This window comes from Arthrobacter sp. UYEF20, from assembly GCF_040546335.1.
Classification (GTDB): Bacteria; Actinomycetota; Actinomycetes; order Actinomycetales; family Micrococcaceae; genus Arthrobacter.
In genome coordinates this window covers 17611-34750 of the sequence record NZ_JBEPNP010000020.1, presented here as the reverse complement: position 1 = coordinate 34750, position 17140 = coordinate 17611, and the positions used below count along the sequence as shown (strand labels likewise).

Genomic DNA, 17140 nt, shown 5'->3' with positions numbered 1-17140 from the left:
CCGTCCAAGGGTCTGGACGGAATGAAGCGCGCTCCTAGGCGCCACCGCCGGACTGACGATCGAGATCGGCCAGATAGGCCGCGTTGCCGCGCAGTGCGGGCTCGTACCTGGTGACGTCCTCGCTGCGGATGCGGTCCGCGGCCAGCTCGAGGAGCTCGGCGACTGCGGCGTCGCTGCGGGACGCGGCGTGCAGCGAGAGTGCCAGGAAGAGGCGGACCGAATCGGATTCGGGGAACTCCGCCCGGGCACGCCGCAGGGCGGTGAGGGATTCGTCGAAGAGCCCGAGGTTCCGCAGCGTGCTGCCGTACTGCAGCAGGCAGCGGCGCAGGGTGTCACCCTCCAGCCCGGCGTCCATCGCCTGCTCGTAGTAGCGGCGGGCGCGCTCCTCCTCGCCGGCGGTGTCGTAGGATCCGCCCACCTCGTAGAGGACGAAGGGGTTGCCCGGGTTGTGTGCCAGGAGCTCCCGGAAGTAGTCGATGGTGGGCTGCATGTTATCGCGGTCGCGGTTCCGGAAGCCTTCCCGGATGGCAGTGTCGAGTTCGGGTGTCTGGAAGTGGGTCATGGGCCTTTTCTAGCCGACGGCGGGCTGATCGCCGTCGGGACACGCGGGGCCGGCAACTCACCGGTACCCGGAGGCGTCCGCCGGAAGCCCGGCATCCTGCACTTTCACCAGATACCGCCAGCAGTCGGGCTGCGAGCCGTCGACGTCGGTGAAGCCGTACTCGCGAGCCAGCCCGCCGGAGGAGAAGGAGCCGCCGCTGCGTCCGAAGACGCCGGGATCCGCGGCGAGGGCTGCGACCGCACGACCGACGAACCGCGGGCTCTCCGAGATCGCGGCAAAGTGCGGCTGGACCGCGGCGGCGTCGCGCCAGTTCGCCTCGGTCACGCCGAAGTGCTCGAGCATCATCTCCGAGCGCATCCAGCCGGGCGTCAGGGCCACGGCAGAGCAGCCGTAGGGCTTCAGCTCCTCGGCCTGGCTGAAGGCGAGCCGGAGGACGGCTGTCTTGGCGAGGTCGTAGAACACGGACACCCGGTAGTGGGCCGCGTTGTAGTCGCGGGTCCCGTCGGTCATCTCCACCACCAGGCCGCCCGGGCGCCGGACGAGCAGCGGGAGTGCGAAATGGCTCGTGATCAGGTGTGTGTCGACGCCCGTGTGCAGCATCCGGAGCCCGGCCTCCAGGTCGTGGGACCACAGCGGCGTGTTCCACTCGATCAGGTTTTCGCCGCCCCAGATGTCGTTGACCAGGATGTCCAGCCGGCCCTGCTCGGCGTCGATCCGCTGGACCAGTTCCTGCACCTGGCCGCGCTCGCGGTGGTCGACGGCGACGGCGATCCCCGCGCCACCGGCCGCGGTCACCAGCTCGGCCGTCTCTTCGATGGTTTCCGGTCGGTTGTAGTCCGAGCGGCGGCCCAGCGCCGACCGGCCGGTGCAGTACACCGTCGCGCCGGCCTCCCCGAGGGCGACGGCGGTTCCGCGGCCGGCACCCCGCGTGGCCCCGGCAACGAGGGCCACTTTGCCGGAGAGGTCCGGATTCATGTCTTCCCCCATCCCGTCGCTCGTCAGCCGCGACTTCTTCAACGGCAATCGAAGCACCCCTGGGTCCGGGCGGCTAGGGGCGGAAGGTCCCACCGGAGTCGACAATATGTCTGGGATTCCAGACACTTGGAAGCTGGGCGGTCTGTCCGATTGCGCCGCCGGGGCGCATGCTTAAGTACGGGATACCGGACGCTGCCCAATTCGAAGAGGACCGATGCCAGCCACCAGCACCACCTTCAGCGGCACTGCTTTGAGCGGCTCTGCTTTAACCGGCACTGCCGCGGAAGCCGCCGTCGTCGATTCCCCGCCCCAGCCGGCCGCCGCCAGGACCATGCCCAGGCAGGCATCCAAGGTGCCGGCGGCGGAGAACACCCTGCGCATCCTCAAGCTGCTGGCCTCCAAGCGGGGGCCGATGGCGGCGTCGAACATTGCCACGGCGCTGGGACTGCCGCGCTCCAGCGTCTACCACCTGCTCGGCGTGATGGAAGCGAACGGCTTCGTGCTGCACCTGAACGAGGAGCAGCGCTACGGCCTGGGCATCAGCGCCTTCGAACTCAGTTCGGCCTATTCGCGCCAGGAACCGCTGTCCAGGCTGGGCCGGCCCATGCTCGCCGCGCTCGTGGACGTGATCGGCGAAAGCGCCCACCTTGCGGTGCTGCACGGCCGGGATGTGCTCTACATCGTCGAGGAACGGGCCAAGAACCGCCCCTCGCTGGTGACCGACGTCGGCGTCCGGCTGCCCAGCCACCTCACGGCGAGCGGGCGCGCCATCCTCGCCGCGCTGCCGAAGTCCCAGGTGCGGGCGCTGTACCCGAACGCCGCCGCGTTCACGGCCCGGCACGACATGGAAGGTGCCATCATGAAGTACTCGGCGCTGTCCTCGCACCTGGACCAGGTCCGGCAGCGCGGGTACGCCACCGAGCACGGCGAGGTGACGCCAGGCTTCGGGTCGATCGCCGCGGCCGTCACGGACCACGTGGGCTGGCCGACGGCGGCCGTCGCCGTGACCTTCCTGGAGGACAAGCTGCCGGCGGAACAGTGGCCTGCCCTGGCAGCGCGGGTGCAGAAGGTCGCTGACGAGCTCTCGGTCCGGATCCACGGCCGCCCGGCCCACTGATAGCCCCGCCCCACCCTCCCGCCCGCCCCGGCCCAACTAGGTCGCAGTAGTTGTCGTTCTGGGGCCTCAAAACGACAACTAATGCCAGCTAGTTGGGTCTGGGATCCCGGACAGCACCCGCCCGCGGGCCCTGTTTCCGCGGCCGCACACAGGCTTTAGTTGATATAGAACTTCATCCCCCGAACCACCAAGAAACTAAAGGAGCCCCTCATGGCACCCGCCGATTTCACCACCGGTGCCCGCCCGGTCAAAGCAGCCCGCGGCACCACGCTCACCGCCAAGAGCTGGCAGACAGAAGCCCCGCTGCGCATGCTCATGAACAACCTGGACCCCGAGGTGGCCGAACGCCCCGATGACCTGGTGGTCTACGGCGGCACCGGCCGCGCCGTCCGCAGCTGGGCCGCATTCGACGCCATCACCCGCACCCTGGAAACCATGGAGAAGGACGAGACCCTGCTGGTCCAGTCCGGCAAACCGGTCGGCGTCTTCCGCACCAACGAATGGGCGCCGCGCGTACTCCTGGCCAACTCCAACCTCGTGGGCGACTGGGCAAACTGGCCCGAATTCCGCCGGCTCGAGGCCGAAGGCCTGATGATGTACGGCCAGATGACCGCCGGGTCCTGGATCTACATCGGCACCCAGGGCATCCTGCAGGGCACGTTCGAGACCTTCGCCGCGATCGCCCGCAAGCTCACCGGGGACGAGGACGGCACCCTCGCCGGCACCCTGACCCTCACCGGCGGCTGCGGCGGCATGGGCGGTGCCCAGCCTCTCGCCGTCACCCTGAACGACGGCGCCTGCCTGATTGTCGACGTCGACGAAAGCCACCTGCGCCGCCGGGCCGGCAAGCGCTACCTCGACGAGGTGGAGACCGACCTCGACGCCGCCATCGCCAAAGTCCTGGCGGCCAAGGAAGAGCGTCGCGGCTGGTCTGTGGGCTACGTCGGCAACGCCGCCGAGGTGTTCCCGGAAGTCCTGCGCCGCCACAACGCCGGCGAGCTCACCGTGGACATCGTCACGGACCAGACCTCCGCCCACGATCCGCTGAGCTACCTCCCCGAGGGCATCACCGTGGAGGAATGGCACCGCGAGGCCGCCGCCGATCCGGAGGGCTTCACCAAGAAGGCCCAGGCCTCGATGGCCAAGCACGTCCAGGCCATGGTGGAGTTCCAGGACGCCGGCGCCGAAGTGTTCGACTACGGCAACTCCATCCGCGACGAGGCACGCAAGGGCGGCTACAACCGCGCCTTCGAATTCCCCGGCTTCGTCCCGGCCTACATCCGCCCGCTGTTCTGCGAGGGCCTCGGCCCGTTCCGCTGGGTGGCGCTCTCCGGCGACCCGGAGGACATCGCCGTCACGGATGCGGCCATCAAGGAACTGTTCCCCGAGAACAAACACCTGCACCGGTGGATCGACGCCGCGCAGGAGCGCGTGGAGTTCGAGGGCCTGCCGGCCCGCATCTGCTGGCTGGGCTACGGCGACCGCGCCAAGGCCGGGCTGCTGTTCAACCAGCTCGTCAAAGAAGGCAAGGTCAAGGCGCCCATCGTGATCGGCCGCGACCACCTCGACTCCGGCTCCGTGGCCTCCCCGTACCGCGAGACCGAGTCCATGGCCGACGGCTCCGACGCGGTCGCCGACTGGCCGCTGCTCAACGCCCTGCTCAACACGGCCTCCGGCGCCACCTGGGTCTCCATCCACCACGGCGGCGGCGTCGGGATCGGCCGCTCCATCCACGCCGGACAGGTCTCCGTCGCCGACGGCACCGACCTCGCTGCCGAAAAGCTCGAACGCCTGCTCACCAACGACCCCGGCATGGGCGTCATCCGCCACGCCGACGCCGGCTATGACCGCGCCGTCGAGGTCGCCCAGGAACGCGGCGTCCGCATCCCCATGTCGGAGTCCGCAGACTCCAACGACTCCGCAGACTCCGCCGCAGAAAAGAAGTAGGAACACCATCATGACTCTCACCACCCACGAACCGCTCACCGTCACCCTCGGCACCAGCGGCGTGACCCCCGAGGACGTCGTCGCCGTCGCCCGCCACGACGCCAAGGTGACCATCGCCCAGGACGCCCTGGACGCCGTGGCCAAGGTCCGCGCCCACATCGACGACCTCGCCCACAGCGAGACTCCGGCCTACGGCATCTCCACCGGCTTCGGGGCGCTGGCCAACCGGCACATCCCCAACGAACTGCGGACCCAGCTGCAGAAGTCGCTGATCCGCAGCCACGCCGCCGGCATGGGCCCGGCCGTGGAACGCGAGGTGGTCCGCGGGATCATGTTCCTGCGCGCCAAGACCCTCGCCTCCGGCCGCACCGGCGTCCGCCCGGTGGTGCTGCAGACCATGGTGGATGTGCTAAACGCCGGCATCACCCCGGTGGTCCGCGAATTCGGCTCCCTCGGCTGCTCCGGCGACCTCGCCCCGCTGTCGCACTGCGCCCTGGTCCTGATGGGCGAAGGCGAGGCCACCGGCCCCGACGGCACGCCCTACGGCGGACGCGGAGAAAGCACTGTCGCCGAGCTCCTCGCCGCGCACGGGATCGCCCCCGTCACCCTTGCCGAGAAGGAGGGCCTGGCGCTCGTCAACGGCACCGAAGGCATGCTCGGCATGCTGCTGATGGCCATCGCGGACATCCGCCAGCTGCTCACGACGGCGGACATCACCGCCGCGCTCAGCGTCGAGGCGCTGCTCGGCACGGACCAGGTCTTCCTGCCCGAACTGCATGCGGCGCTCCGGCCGCACCCGGGCCAGGCCGCCTCGGCGGACAACATGCTCCGGGTGCTGTCCAACTCCCCGATCGTGGCCTCGCACCGGATCAACGACACCAAGGTGCAGGACGCCTACTCGCTGCGCTGCGCCCCCCAGGTGGCCGGCGCGGTCCGCGACACCGTGGACCACGCCGCCCTGGTCGCCTCACGCGAGCTGGCCGCGGCGATCGACAACCCGGTGGTCCTGCCGGACGGCCGGGTGAGCTCCAACGGCAACTTCCACGGCGCACCGGTGGGCTACGTGCTCGACTTCCTGGCCATCGCCGTCGCGGATCTCAGCTCCATCGCCGAGCGCCGCACGGACCGGATGCTGGACCCGGCCCGCTCGCACGGGCTGCCGGCCTTCCTCGCCGCGGACCCGGGCGTCGATTCCGGTCTCATGATCGCCCAGTACACCCAGGCCGGGCTGGTCTCGGACAACAAGCGGCTGGCCGTTCCGGCCTCGGTGGACTCGATCCCGAGCTCCGCGATGCAGGAGGACCACGTCTCGATGGGCTGGCACGCGGCCCGCAAGCTCCGCCGGGCGGTGGAGAACCTGCGCCGCGTCCTGGCGATCGAACTGGTGACCTCGGCCCGGGCGCTCGACATCCGCACGCAGCTCTCCGGCGGCGAGCTCAGGCCGGGTCCCGCCGGCGCTGCCGTGATCGCGGCACTGCGCGACGTCGTCGACGGTCCGGGGACGGACAGGTTCCTCTCGCCGGAACTGGAGGCGGCGGATCTGCTGCTCGCCTCGGGCAAGGTCCGCGCGGCGGCCGAATCCGCCGTCGGGAATCTCGCCTGAGGGAAAACAAAATGCAGTTTCGGTGCACATTTTCCGGCGCCCCCGAAATACTCGGCAACACGGCCAGCGGGGGCCCGGGAACTGTAGTACAAATGGAAAGTCACACCAATGAAGTTGTGGCGAAGAACATATACAAAGGGGTAGAAGTTCATGAAAGCACGCGAGACGGTTCTGTCCAGGCGCCTGGCATCGGCCGCCACGGTTTCCGACTGGAGAAGCCTCAAGGCCGGTGATCGGGTCGAAATCCTCAAGCACGCACAGGTTTTGGCGGCCGGTGAGGTTGAAGAAGTCTCGGTGAGCGGCAATGTCCTCTGGCTGGTCCCGGTGGGCCCGTCCGAGACGCAGCTTTTCCTGAAGTCCGACGGTGTCCAGGTGCGGCGCAGCTAGCGGCCCAGCGTCGCTGCAAGAAGTCCCCGTCCCCCGGACCGGTCCCCGCAGCCAGCGGGAACGGTCCGGGAGGCGGGGACTTTTTGCGTTCCGGCGGCCCGGCATTCCGGCGGCCCGGGGTTCCGGCGTTCCGGCGGCCCGGGACGGGGCCGGTGAACGGGCCTACCCCAGCAGCGTGGTGATCAGCCGGGCAGCCACCTTGGCCGTGCGGCCGTCAATGTCGAACTCCGGGTTCAACTCGGCCACATCCAGGTGCAGGAGTTTCCCGCTCGCTGCGACCTGCCGGCACACGGCGCTGATCACGGGCAGCGGCACACCGTACGCGGCCGGAGCGCTCACGCCCGGGGCCACCGATGCCGGCAGCACGTCCAGGTCGATGGTCAGGTAGAGCGCGTCCACCTGCGCCAGGAACGCCGCCACAAAGGTATGGGCGGTCTCCGCCGAGCAGTCCTCGTCCAGCAGGTAGTCCACGCCGAGGTCCCCGGCAGTGCGGAACAGCGCCTTGGTATTGTTCGGCTCGGAGATCCCGACGACGGCGTACCTCAGTTCGCGGCCGGCGGCGGCTTCCGCGCGGGCCATCTGCAGGAACGGGGTGCCTGAGCTGGGGACGGGCTCATCGCGGAGGTCGAAGTGCGCATCGAGGTTCAGCACGCCCACCCGCAATCCCTCCCGGACCGCGGCCGAGCCGGCCACGCCGAGGTAGCTGGCGTAGGCGGTCTCGTGCCCGCCGCCCAGCACCACCGGGAGCCTGCCGGCGTCGAGCAGCCTGCTGATGGCGAGTCCGGCACGGGCCTGGCCAGCCTCCAGCGCGTCCCCGGCCACGGTGACGTCACCGGCGTCGTGCACGTCCCGGGTCAGGTGGAAGGCGAGCGGGCCCAGCGCGGCGCGGATGGCGGCGGGGGCGGCGGCGGCGCCCGTGCGGCCCTTGTTGCGGCGCACCCCGGCGTCGCTGCCGAAGCCAAGGATCACGGCAGGGCGGGCGGATCCGGCCGCGGCCGGGACAGCCGGCGCCGGGAGGGCGCGCCCGGAGCACGGGGTGACGGCCTGCCACCAGCGGCGGTGCTCGGCGCCGTCGCCGTCAAACCTCCCGGTCCAGGGCTGCGGCGGGTTATCGACGGAGAGCGCGGGAGAATCCATGGTCCCAGCTCACCGCAGCGGGGACCCGAAAGCCAGCCGCGCCGCCGTCGGGCTGTCCGGAATCCCGGAAATCCTGCTTAAGCGCCGCCGAGATGGCACTTCACGGCAGTGTTTTCGGGAAACACTGCTGCGAAGTGCCATCTCGGCGGACGGGACGCGGCGTCAGTGCATCCCGAGGGCGGCCTCGATCGGGCCGATGGCGAAGAACAGCAGGAACGCCGCGGCCACGGCCCACATCAGCGGGTGTACTTCGCGCGCGCGGCCCTGGAAGGTGCGGATCAGGACGAAGGCGATGAAGCCCGCGCCGAGGCCGTTGGCGATCGAGTAGGTGAACGGCATCAGGGTGAAGGTCAGGAAGGCCGGGATCGCGATGCCCCAGTCCTGCCAGTCGATCTTGCCGACCTGGGCGACCATCATGAAGCCGACGACGACAAGGGCCGAGGCGACGGCCTCGAACGGCACCAGGTTGATCAGCGGGGTGAAGAACATGGCGACGAGGAACAGCAGGCCGGTGACGATCGAGGCCACGCCGGTGCGGGCGCCTTCGCCGATGCCGGCACCGGATTCCACGTAGATCTGGTTGGAGGAGACCGACGCGCCGCCGCCGATGATCGCGCCCACGGCGTCGACCATCAGCACGCGGTCAACGTTGGGGATGTTGCCGTCCTTGTCGATGGTGCCGGCCTCCGTGGCCAGGCCCACCATGGTGCCCATGGCGTCGAAGAAGAAGCTCAGCAGGATCACGAAGGCCAGCAGGGCCGCGGCGATGAAGCCGAGGTGTTCAAACGCGCCGAAGGGGTTGGCCTTGCCGATCAGGGACAGGTCCGGGGCCGCCCAGTCCGTGAACTTCGGGGCCACGAGGGACCAGCCCTGCGGGTTGAAGGGCTTGTCCTTCTGAATGCTGGGACCGATGTGTAGGGTGAATTCCAGGACCACGGACAGGATCGTGGAGGTGACGATGCCGATCAGGATCGCGCCCCTGACCTTGCGGACCACGAGGGCGATCGTCAGGATCAGGCCGAAGACGAAGACGAGGGTGGGCCAGCCCAGGAGCTTCCCGTCGAAGCCCAGCCCGACCGGGACCGTGGTGCCGGCGGCGTCCGGGATGCGGCGCACGAAACCGGCGTTGACCAGGCCGATCAGGGCGATGAACAGGCCGATGCCGACCACGATCGCGGTCTTCAGGCCCTCCGGGACGGCCTTGAACACGGCGGTCCGGAAGCCGGTGAGGACCAGGATCAGCATGGTGATGCCGGAAATGACCACTACGCCCATGATGTCAGGCCATGTCAGGCCCGGGTTGGTGGCCACCGTGACGGCGACGAACGCGTTGACGCCCAGCCCCGTTGCCAGCGCGAAGGGGTGCTTGGCCCAGGCTCCCATGAGGATGGTCAGGATCCCGGCCACGAACGCGGTGACCGCGGCGACGGCCGGGAAGCCGAGGGTGGCGCCGGAGGAATCGGGACCGGAGAGGATCAGCGGGTTCAGGACCACGATGTAGCTCATGGCGAAGAACGTGGCGAAGCCTCCACGGATCTCGCGCGAGAAGTTCGAGCCCCGCTCGGAAATCTTGAAATACCGGTCGAGCGCAGAGCCCTGCTTGAGCATTGGTCCTCCGGGAGATATGGGTGGTTACCTGAATCCTATTGGGCGCGGACCCGCCGGCCCAGCGATTTCGCCTAGTCTGTTAGCAAGCCAACACGAGGAGTAGTCAGCCCATGCGCCTGATCCGACACCTGCTGAGCGCCCTGCTCGGTGCCATGATCCTCGCCTCCGCCTTGTTCGCAGCCGCCGCCCCGGCGTCGGCGCACGACGTTGCCGAGTCGACCACCCCCGCCGCCGGAGCCACCGTGCCGACGCCGCCGGACAAGGTCTCGGTCACGTTCAGCAAGAACCCGCTGGCGATCGGTTCGCAGATCGCCGTGACCGACGCCGCGGGGACAAACTGGGCCGACGGCGCCGTGGAGATCGTGGACAACGTCGCCTCGGAGAGGCTCAAGCCCGGCGCCCCGGCCGGGGTGTTCACCGTCGCGTGGCGTGTGGCCAGCTCGGACGGCCACCCTATCGAGGGCAGCTTCACGTTCACCGCGACCGCAGGGGGAGGGTCAGCGGCAACGGGCGCGACGGCGGCGGGTTCGGCGCCGGCCGCCGCGGTCCCCACGCTGGGGACGCCCCAGCCCGGCCTCACGGCGACACCGGCGCCTCTGCCGGACGCTTCCGAGCCATTCCCCTGGAGCATCGTGATCTTCGTCGGAACGGCCGTAGGCATCCTGGTCGTCCTGGGCCTGATGGCCAAGCGGCGCCTCGACCCGGGCACCCAGGACAGCCATGGCTACCGCAAAACCAAAGAATAGGTCCCTTAGGCAGGTGCCGCCAGGGCAAAGCCGCCGGACAACCTGGACGGAAAGCCGCCCGGGTGGACCTTGGCGGAGATCGCGTGGCCCACCACCTTGGCCTGGCGCAGTACTTCTTTCGGCGTGGGAGTGATGAGCTCGCCGACCCCCACCAGGTACATTCCCAGTGCGTGCATTGCTGCCATCACGTTCTGCCCGGCGGCCACGCCGAGTTCGGAGAGCATCCGGCGCAGCTGGCTGTGGGCACAGCGGGTCAGGACAAGATGGTCCGCCAGGAGGACGCCGCCCGGGGTGCGGACGGCCCACTGCTTTGCGGGGGACCCGGGACCGCCGGCGTCGAGGTGGTCCAGCTGCAGGGCCCGGATGTTGTTGCGGACGTCCAGCTTGTGGCTCGCGGCGTAGTTCCTCAGATGCCGCAGGATTTCGTTGCGTTCCCGGAGCGTGGCGGCGTCTGCCGCATCGCAGCGCTGCAGGGACGACGTGTTGGCCGGATAGCCCGCGCCCAGCAGATCAAGCCCGTCCACAATGATGGAGTCCACTCCGCGGCGCTGCAGTTCGCTGGCCACTGCGAGTCCGGAAAGGCCAGTGCCGATGATTACCGCGGTGGTCCGCTCGATCCCCCCATGCACAGGCATGTTCGACACTTCTAGGGTCCCTTCTCGAATGGTGCCAGTCACGGGCCCGTACCCCGGACGCGATCGCTGACCTGGTCCGGCCGCCGGCTCCGGTGCGGAGCCGCGTCCTGAACACAAGTTCTGAAACACAAGTTCTGAAACACAAGTTCTGAAACAGAAGTCTCGTTTCAGCGACGCCTCGAAGACTACCCAAGAATCTCTGCCGTGGATAGAGCCAGCCACACATTCCCTTGCGCGGTCATTTCCGGGCAGGACGCCCCGGACGGAGGGCCGAAAACCGGGGGATCCCGCCCCGCCGGACAGCCTGTTAACACTGCGTAAAACCTTCGCCTGCCTGCCGCCGCGGGGTGCCCGGCGGCCAGCTTGCCAGCTGCCGATTAACCGAGAATAGTGAGGAAAACCAGGGGTTGTAGCGCGCAGATTCCGGGGCGCGACGCCGGTGGACGGTGCACCCGGACCCCGCACACCGACACCTCTGGCAGAATAGCCGCAACATCAGGCAAGAATCGCGAGGAGGCGGACCCCATGGACCGTGAACAGGTGCATCCGGACCCGGCAGGGGAAGCCGACGGCGGGCCGTCGACTCCGCGGGGGATCGTGGTCGGGGTGGACGGTTCGGACCACAGCCAGTGCGCCCTCGTCTGGGCCGCCCGCGAGGCCGAGCGCCGGCAGCGTCCCCTGCATATTGTGACCGCCTACTCCGTCCCGATCTTCGCCGCCTCAGGGCTCGACGGCGGCTACGCCACGGTCGACGACTCGGTGATCCGCGAAGGTGCGGAAGCCATCCTGAAGCAGGCCCTGGACAAGGTCGCCGGCTACAACATCGACGTCGACGCCTCGGTCGAGAACGGCGACGCGTCCGGTGTGCTGCTGGAAATGACCGGGACCGCCGAACTCCTCGTCTTCGGCACCCGCGGCCGCGGCGGCTTTGTCGGCCGGCTGCTCGGTTCCGTCAGCAGCGCCCTGCCGGCCCATGCGAAGTGCCCCACGGTCACCGTGCCGCTGATCTGTGCCGACCGCCTCGGCGAAACCACCGATGACAAGCACGTCCTGGCCGAACGGGCGAAGTCCGGCCGCCAGCCGGTCGAGAACGTCGTCGTTGTCGGCGTCGACGGCTCCGAACAGGCCCGGGTGGCTGTCCTGGAGGCGGCGGCCCAGGCCGAGCGGTTCTCGGCGCCGCTCCGGGTGGTGTGCGCCGTGCCCCAGTACAACGGGTCGCTGGCCTGGGTTCCCGCCCCGATGGACCGCGAAGCCCTCTTCGCCGACATCAAGGTCCAGCTCGACGCCGGCGTGGCCTGGCTCAAGAGCCACTTCCCCCGGCTGGCGGTGGAGACGCAGCTCGTGGACGGTTCCCCGGTTGACATGCTTGTCGAGGCCAGCCGGCACGTGGAACTGGTGGTGGTCGGCACCCGCGGCCGCGGCGGGTTCGCGGGAATGCTGCTCGGCTCGACCTCGGACGGCATCCTGCACCACGCCAAGGGCCCCGTCATGGTGGTCCCGGACCGGGATGATCCGCGGCTGGCAGACCGGGCAAGCTTCGGGCCCACCCTCGGCAACTGACAGCCCCGGATTCAACCGACAGACCCGGATTCACCCGCGCCGAACGGAGGGCCAGCCGATGGAGCAGCTCCGCAGCCCGGGCACGCCGGGGCATGAGCCGCGGGATGAACCGCGGCACCACCTGGTGCTCGGGCTGGAGCTGGTCAGGAAGGACATGCTCCCCGAGGTCGGCGGGAAGGCAGCCAACCTGGGCGAGCTGCTGCGCGCCGGGCTGCCGGTGCCGCCCGGGTTCTGCGTGACCACGGAGGCCTACCCGCAGGCCATGGCGCCCGCCGGGCTGGAACAGGTCCACCGCCGACTCGCCGCGACCGACGCCGATGACCTCCCGGCGCTGGCCGGGCTGGCCGCAACCGCCCGCGGCCTGGCCCTGGACGCCGCCGTCCCTGCCGGAATCGCCGACGCCCTCCGGGCCTCCTATGCGGCGCTCGGGGCGGACGTCCCGGTGGCCGTGCGGTCCTCCGCCACGGCCGAGGACCTGCCGTTCGCCAGTTTCGCCGGCCAGCAGGACACGTTCCTGAACGTGGTCGGCGCCGAGGCCGTTATTGCCGCCGTCCGCCAATGCTGGGCCTCGCTGTGGACGGACCGGGCCGTGAGCTACCGCGCCTCGCACGGAATCAGCCCTTCGACCGTGGCCCTGGCAGTGGTGGTGCAGCGGATGGTGGACGCCGCTGTCGCCGGCGTGCTTTTCACCGCGAACCCGGTCACCGGGAGGCGGCACGAGGCGGTCATCGATGCCAGCCCCGGCCTCGGCGAGGCGGTGGTCTCCGGGGCGGTCAACCCGGACCACTTCGTCGTGGACGGAGCAAGCCGGAGAATCCTGGAGCGCCGGATCGGCAGCAAGGCCCTGGCCATCCGGTCCCTGCCAGGCGGCGGAACCGAGCGGATTGAACAGTCCGACGGCGCTTCCGCACCCTGCCTGACCGACGCCCAGCTCGCGGCGCTGGAACTGCTCGGCCGCCGCGCGGAAGTGCACTTCGGCTCGCCGCAGGATCTCGAATGGGCCATCGACGGGGACGGCACCGCATGGCTGACCCAGTCCCGCCCCATCACCACGCTCTACCCGCTGCCGGACAAGCCTCCTTCCGGGGAGGGGCTGCGCGTCTATCTGTGCTTCAGCCTGGCCCAGGGCCTCACCCGCCCGCTGACCCCGATGGGGCTGGCCGGCTTCCGGCTGATAGCCTCCTCCGTGGCCACGGCCGCACATTTTGACGTCCCGGAACCGTCCGGGGGCCCTTCCCCCTATGTCCAGGCGGGACAGCGCATCTTCTTCGACCTGACCCCCGTGGTCCGCAGCTCCACGGGCCGCGCCATTGTCCCTCGGGTCTTCGACGTGATGGAGACCCGCTCCGCGACGGTGCTGCGCCGGCTCTTCGAGGACCCGCGGTTCTCCCTCACCGTCAGATCCCCCTGGCCGGTCCTGAAGCACATCGTTCCCGTGGCCGCCCGCGCCCGGGTCCCGGAGTCCCTGCTCCGCGCCTTGTTCCGCCCGGAGGCGGCGCTGCGCCACGTGGAACGGTTCGGCGAGCGGTTCAGGGCCGCCCTCGTGGTGCCGGCGGACTCGACGCCGGTGCAGCGGCTGGACCACGCCGAGCGCATCCTGGGCCGGGAGCTCTTCCCGGTGGTCCCCAACGTCATTCCCCTTCCCGCCCTCGGCTTCGCCCTGCTGGCCGCCGCCGGCAAGCTGCTCGGACGCCGCCCCCAACCGGGGGAACTGCAGGCCGTCCTGCGGGGGCTGCCCAACAACGTGACCACCGAGATGGACCTGGCCCTCTGGCAGCTGGCCGCCGCCATCCGGGCCGACGCCGCCTCCGCCGCGGTGTTCGCCGGCACTGCGCTCCCGGAGCTGGTCCGCCGCTACCGGGCCCGTGAGCTTCCCGCTGTCGTGCAGTCCGGGCTCGCCGGTTTCCTGAGCCGCTACGGCCACCGGGCAGTGGCCGAAATCGACCTCGGGATGCCCCGCTGGTCCGATGACCCGGCGCATCTCCTCGGTGTCCTGGCCAACTATCTGCGGCTGAACGATTCCGCTCTGGCCCCGGACCGGCAGTTCGGCAAGGCAGCGCGCGAGGCGGAGGAGCAGGTGGCCAGGCTCGTCGCCGCGGCGGGGAAGCGGAGCCGGCTGCGGGGGGCGCTGGTCCGCGCGGCCCTGAAACGGACCCGCCTGTTTGCCGGGCTGCGCGAGCTGCCGAAGTACCACCTCGTGGAGGCCCTGGCCTCGGTGCGGCAGCAGCTCGCCCTGGTCGGGACGGAACTGGCAGCGGCCGGACGCATCGGCGAAGCCGATGACGTGTTCTTCCTGGAGCTGGCCGAGGCCCGCGCCGGGCTGGGCGGAAAACTGCTGAACGGCATCGTGGAGCAGCGCCGCGCCGCCTATGAAGCGGAACTCGGCCGCCGGCACATTCCCCGGGTGCTGCTTTCGGACGGCACCGAGCCCGAGGCGCTGCAGCCGGCCGGCGGCCCAGGCGCCACCGCGGCGGACGAGGGGACCTTGTCCGGCACCCCGGCCTCGGCCGGCACCGTCACCGCCCGGGCCCGCGTCATCCTGGACCCGCAGGGGGCCCACCTGGAACCCGGCGAGATCCTCGTCGCGCCGTCCACGGATCCGGGCTGGACGCCACTGTTCCTGACCGCCGGCGGACTCGTCATGGAGATGGGCGGACCCAACTCCCACGGCGCCGTCGTCGCCCGTGAATACGGAATTCCCGCCGTGGTAGGTGTGCCGGACGCCACCACCCGGATTCTCACCGGCCACAGCATCACGGTCGACGGCGCCGCCGGCACCGTAGTGGCGGGCTGACTCCCGTGGCACCGGCGGCGTGAAGCCCTTCCCCGGAGCCGGCATCTCGCTACAGTGGGGCCATGAGTGAGTGGCGCCATGAGTGAAGAGCGCAGCCCGGGCATCCGGACGCCGGCCGACTGCGGACCCCCTCCGCAGCCGCCGGAGCCCGACGTCGACGATCCCTGGCTGCCCGGGTGGCTGGTGCGTCGCCCGCTGACGGCCGGCTGGGTCTGGGCGGGAATCTGGGCGGCGCTGATCGTCGCCGATGAATTCCTGGACCTGGCGGGCTGGCTCTGGTACGTCCTGGTAGGGATGGCTGCGCTTCCCACCCTGCTGGCGACGCTGATGCTGCTGCACGCCACACCGCGCAGATTCCTCAAGCCGCGGCGGGAGTCGGTGCTGGGGCATTTCTTCGTCCGCTTCCTGGCCCTGATTGCGGCGTTCCTCGTCTGGGGGCTTTCGGTGGTCATGAGCGCCTCGGTCTCGACCACCATCCAGTCGCTCGTCGGCGCCTCGGAACGGGAGGTCACCTCGCTGGGATTCAACCTGCTGCTGGCAGCGATTCCCCTCGTGGTCTCGGTGCTGTGGCTGGCTTTCATCATCCGTTGTGCCTGGTTCCTCCGCCGGATCCGCGGCTGGAAGCAGGATCCGGCGGAGGCCCGCGTGCCGAAGAAGTTCCTGCGCAGCAGGCCACGGCTCAGGCGGGTGGTGCTGGGGCTCGCCCATCCGGGGCTGCTGCTCGTCGCCGGGCTGGGCACCTCCGTCCTCGCGCTCCTGCTGGGAGCGGTCGAGTTGACGCTGTCCGTGCTGCAGTAGCAGTAGCAGTAGCAGTAGTCGTAGCAGTAGCAGTGCCGCCGGATCGCTGCCGCACTGTCATTCCCGGAAGGGGTGAAGCCGTGATGTTCCAGGGGTACTGTTGAACCATGAGCTGCAACGTTGGAGTGCGGTCCCTGTGACCGGTAAATGGCTGCGCTGGATTCCGGCCGTGGCCGTCCCCGCCGTGATCGCCGGGGGCGTGCTGGTGGGTTCCCTGCCCGCGAGCGCCGGGGATCCGCTGCCGGCCAAGACCCCCCAGCAAGTGTTGCTGATGATCGCCCAGCGCCAGGAGAAGTCCCTCTCGGGAACCCTGGAGCAGAGTTCCGAGATGGGCCTGCCCCAGCTGCCGAAGGCCGGACCGGACACCGGGTCCCCGGACACCGCGTGGCTGGAGCTGCTGACCGGTCCGCACACTGCCCGCGTCTACCTCGACGGACCCGAGAACGCCCGCGTCCAGGTCATGGACCGGATGGCGGAACGGAATGCCATCAAGCACGGCAACGAACTCTGGTTCTACAACTCCAAAGACAACACCGCCGCCCACGCCCAGCTTCCGGCCGGCAGCGCTGAGCACCACCGGACCGGGCCAGGCACCATGCGGGCCCCGGAGGAGCTGGCCGACACGCTGCTGGCCAAACTTGACGAGACCACGGACGTGAAAGTCGGCCCGGACGTCCGGGTGGCCGGCCGGCCCGCGTACAACCTCGTGCTCACGCCCAAATCCACGGTGACCCTGATGGGTTCCATCGCCATCTCGGTTGACGGCGCGAGCGGACTGCCGCTCGGCGTCGAACTGAGGGCACGCGGACAGTCCGAACCGGCCTTCCGGGTCGCGTTCACCAACCTCTCGCTGGAAACGCCTGACGCTTCCGTCTTCGAGTTCAGCCCGCCGCCCGGGGCCACGGTCAAGGAAATTCCGGTTCCGGAGCACACTTCGGAAGGCCCGATGGCGCGGCCGGACAAGGCCCACGAACCGAAGGGCGCCACGCGGCCTGCCGTTACCGGAACCGGCTGGGAATCCGTAATCGAGCTCCCGGCCGGGGCGCTGGCGGCACCGCCGACATCGTCCGACCCACAGTCGCCTGACCGCGGGGTTCCCGGCGGGTCCTCCTCCGGCGCTGCCGCGTTGCTTGAGCAGGCGGCAACCCCCGTCCCCGGCGGCAGGCTCGTATCCACCGCACTGGTGAACGTCCTGATCCTCGACGACGGGCGCGTCTTCGCCGGCGCCGTGCCCCTGGAGCGGCTCCAGTCCGCCGCCAGGGGTTGATCGC

At 69.9% G+C, this 17140-nt stretch carries 14 protein-coding genes; 9 read left to right on the top strand and 5 right to left on the bottom strand.

Annotated elements, in window-relative coordinates:
• Positions 1 to 34: 34 nt before the first annotated feature.
• Together ABIB26_RS18820 and ABIB26_RS18815 are read right to left on the bottom strand one after the other, a co-directional pair.
• Positions 35 to 562 carry a tetratricopeptide repeat protein gene (locus ABIB26_RS18820; RefSeq protein WP_354246579.1) on the bottom strand — a complete coding sequence of 176 codons (528 nt, stop codon included), beginning with the start codon at positions 560 to 562 and terminating at the stop codon, positions 35 to 37.
• A gap of 57 nt (positions 563 to 619) precedes the next feature.
• Positions 620 to 1585: an SDR family oxidoreductase gene (locus ABIB26_RS18815; RefSeq protein ID WP_354246577.1), complete on the bottom strand. Its 966-nt coding sequence runs from the start codon at positions 1583 to 1585 to the stop codon at positions 620 to 622.
• 283 nt (positions 1586 to 1868) lie between these two features.
• On the opposite strand from ABIB26_RS18815, the gene ABIB26_RS18810 reads away from it, so the two are divergent.
• The 4 genes from ABIB26_RS18810 (at position 1869) to ABIB26_RS18795 (ending at position 6591) form a co-directional block, all read left to right on the top strand.
• Entirely contained in the window at positions 1869 to 2654 is a 786-nt protein-coding gene (locus ABIB26_RS18810) for an IclR family transcriptional regulator (RefSeq protein WP_354246709.1), read from the top strand.
• A 210-nt stretch (positions 2655 to 2864) separates the two neighbouring features.
• Complete coding sequence (gene hutU / locus ABIB26_RS18805; RefSeq protein WP_354246575.1) at positions 2865 to 4601, top strand: urocanate hydratase; 1737 nt, start codon at positions 2865 to 2867, stop codon at positions 4599 to 4601.
• 10 nt (positions 4602 to 4611) lie between these two features.
• Complete coding sequence (gene hutH / locus ABIB26_RS18800; protein ID WP_354246573.1) at positions 4612 to 6204, top strand: histidine ammonia-lyase; 1593 nt, start codon at positions 4612 to 4614, stop codon at positions 6202 to 6204.
• Positions 6205 to 6354: 150 nt separating this feature from the next.
• A complete protein-coding gene (locus tag ABIB26_RS18795) occupies positions 6355 to 6591 on the top strand; it encodes a hypothetical protein (protein ID WP_354246570.1) in 237 nt (78 codons plus the stop codon).
• Between the two features lie 162 nt (positions 6592 to 6753).
• Here the strand turns inward: ABIB26_RS18795 and hutG are convergent, their stop codons facing one another.
• Positions 6754 to 7728 (bottom strand): formimidoylglutamase, encoded by a 975-nt coding sequence (hutG, locus tag ABIB26_RS18790; RefSeq protein WP_354246567.1) that lies wholly within the window; start codon positions 7726 to 7728, stop codon positions 6754 to 6756.
• Between the two features lie 162 nt (positions 7729 to 7890).
• Positions 7891 to 9336 carry an NCS2 family permease gene (locus ABIB26_RS18785; protein ID WP_354246566.1) on the bottom strand — a complete coding sequence of 482 codons (1446 nt, stop codon included), beginning with the start codon at positions 9334 to 9336 and terminating at the stop codon, positions 7891 to 7893.
• 110 nt (positions 9337 to 9446) lie between these two features.
• Between ABIB26_RS18785 and ABIB26_RS18780 the strand changes: the two genes are divergently transcribed.
• Entirely contained in the window at positions 9447 to 10082 is a 636-nt protein-coding gene (locus tag ABIB26_RS18780; protein WP_354246563.1) for a copper resistance CopC family protein, read from the top strand.
• Positions 10083 to 10087: 5 nt separating this feature from the next.
• On the opposite strand, the gene ABIB26_RS18775 is transcribed toward ABIB26_RS18780, so the two are convergent.
• Positions 10088 to 10717: an FAD-dependent monooxygenase gene (locus ABIB26_RS18775; RefSeq protein ID WP_354246561.1), complete on the bottom strand. Its 630-nt coding sequence runs from the start codon at positions 10715 to 10717 to the stop codon at positions 10088 to 10090.
• Between the two features lie 525 nt (positions 10718 to 11242).
• Here ABIB26_RS18775 and ABIB26_RS18770 point away from each other — a divergent pair.
• The 4 genes from ABIB26_RS18770 to ABIB26_RS18755 all read left to right on the top strand — a co-directional run bounded on the left by ABIB26_RS18770 (position 11243) and on the right by ABIB26_RS18755 (position 17136).
• Positions 11243 to 12277 (top strand): universal stress protein, encoded by a 1035-nt coding sequence (locus ABIB26_RS18770; protein ID WP_354246559.1) that lies wholly within the window; start codon positions 11243 to 11245, stop codon positions 12275 to 12277.
• 58 nt (positions 12278 to 12335) lie between these two features.
• Positions 12336 to 15071, top strand: coding sequence for a PEP/pyruvate-binding domain-containing protein (locus ABIB26_RS18765; RefSeq protein WP_502913711.1), 2736 nt, complete (start codon positions 12336 to 12338; stop codon positions 15069 to 15071).
• A 78-nt stretch (positions 15072 to 15149) separates the two neighbouring features.
• The gene (locus tag ABIB26_RS18760; RefSeq protein WP_354246556.1) at positions 15150 to 15869 is read left to right on the top strand and encodes a hypothetical protein; all 720 of its coding nucleotides are present in this window, start codon (positions 15150 to 15152) and stop codon (positions 15867 to 15869) included.
• Between the two features lie 136 nt (positions 15870 to 16005).
• On the top strand, positions 16006 to 17136 hold the full coding sequence (locus ABIB26_RS18755; RefSeq protein WP_354246553.1) for a LolA family protein: 1131 nt from the start codon (positions 16006 to 16008) through the stop codon (positions 17134 to 17136).
• Positions 17137 to 17140 lie beyond the last annotated feature (4 nt).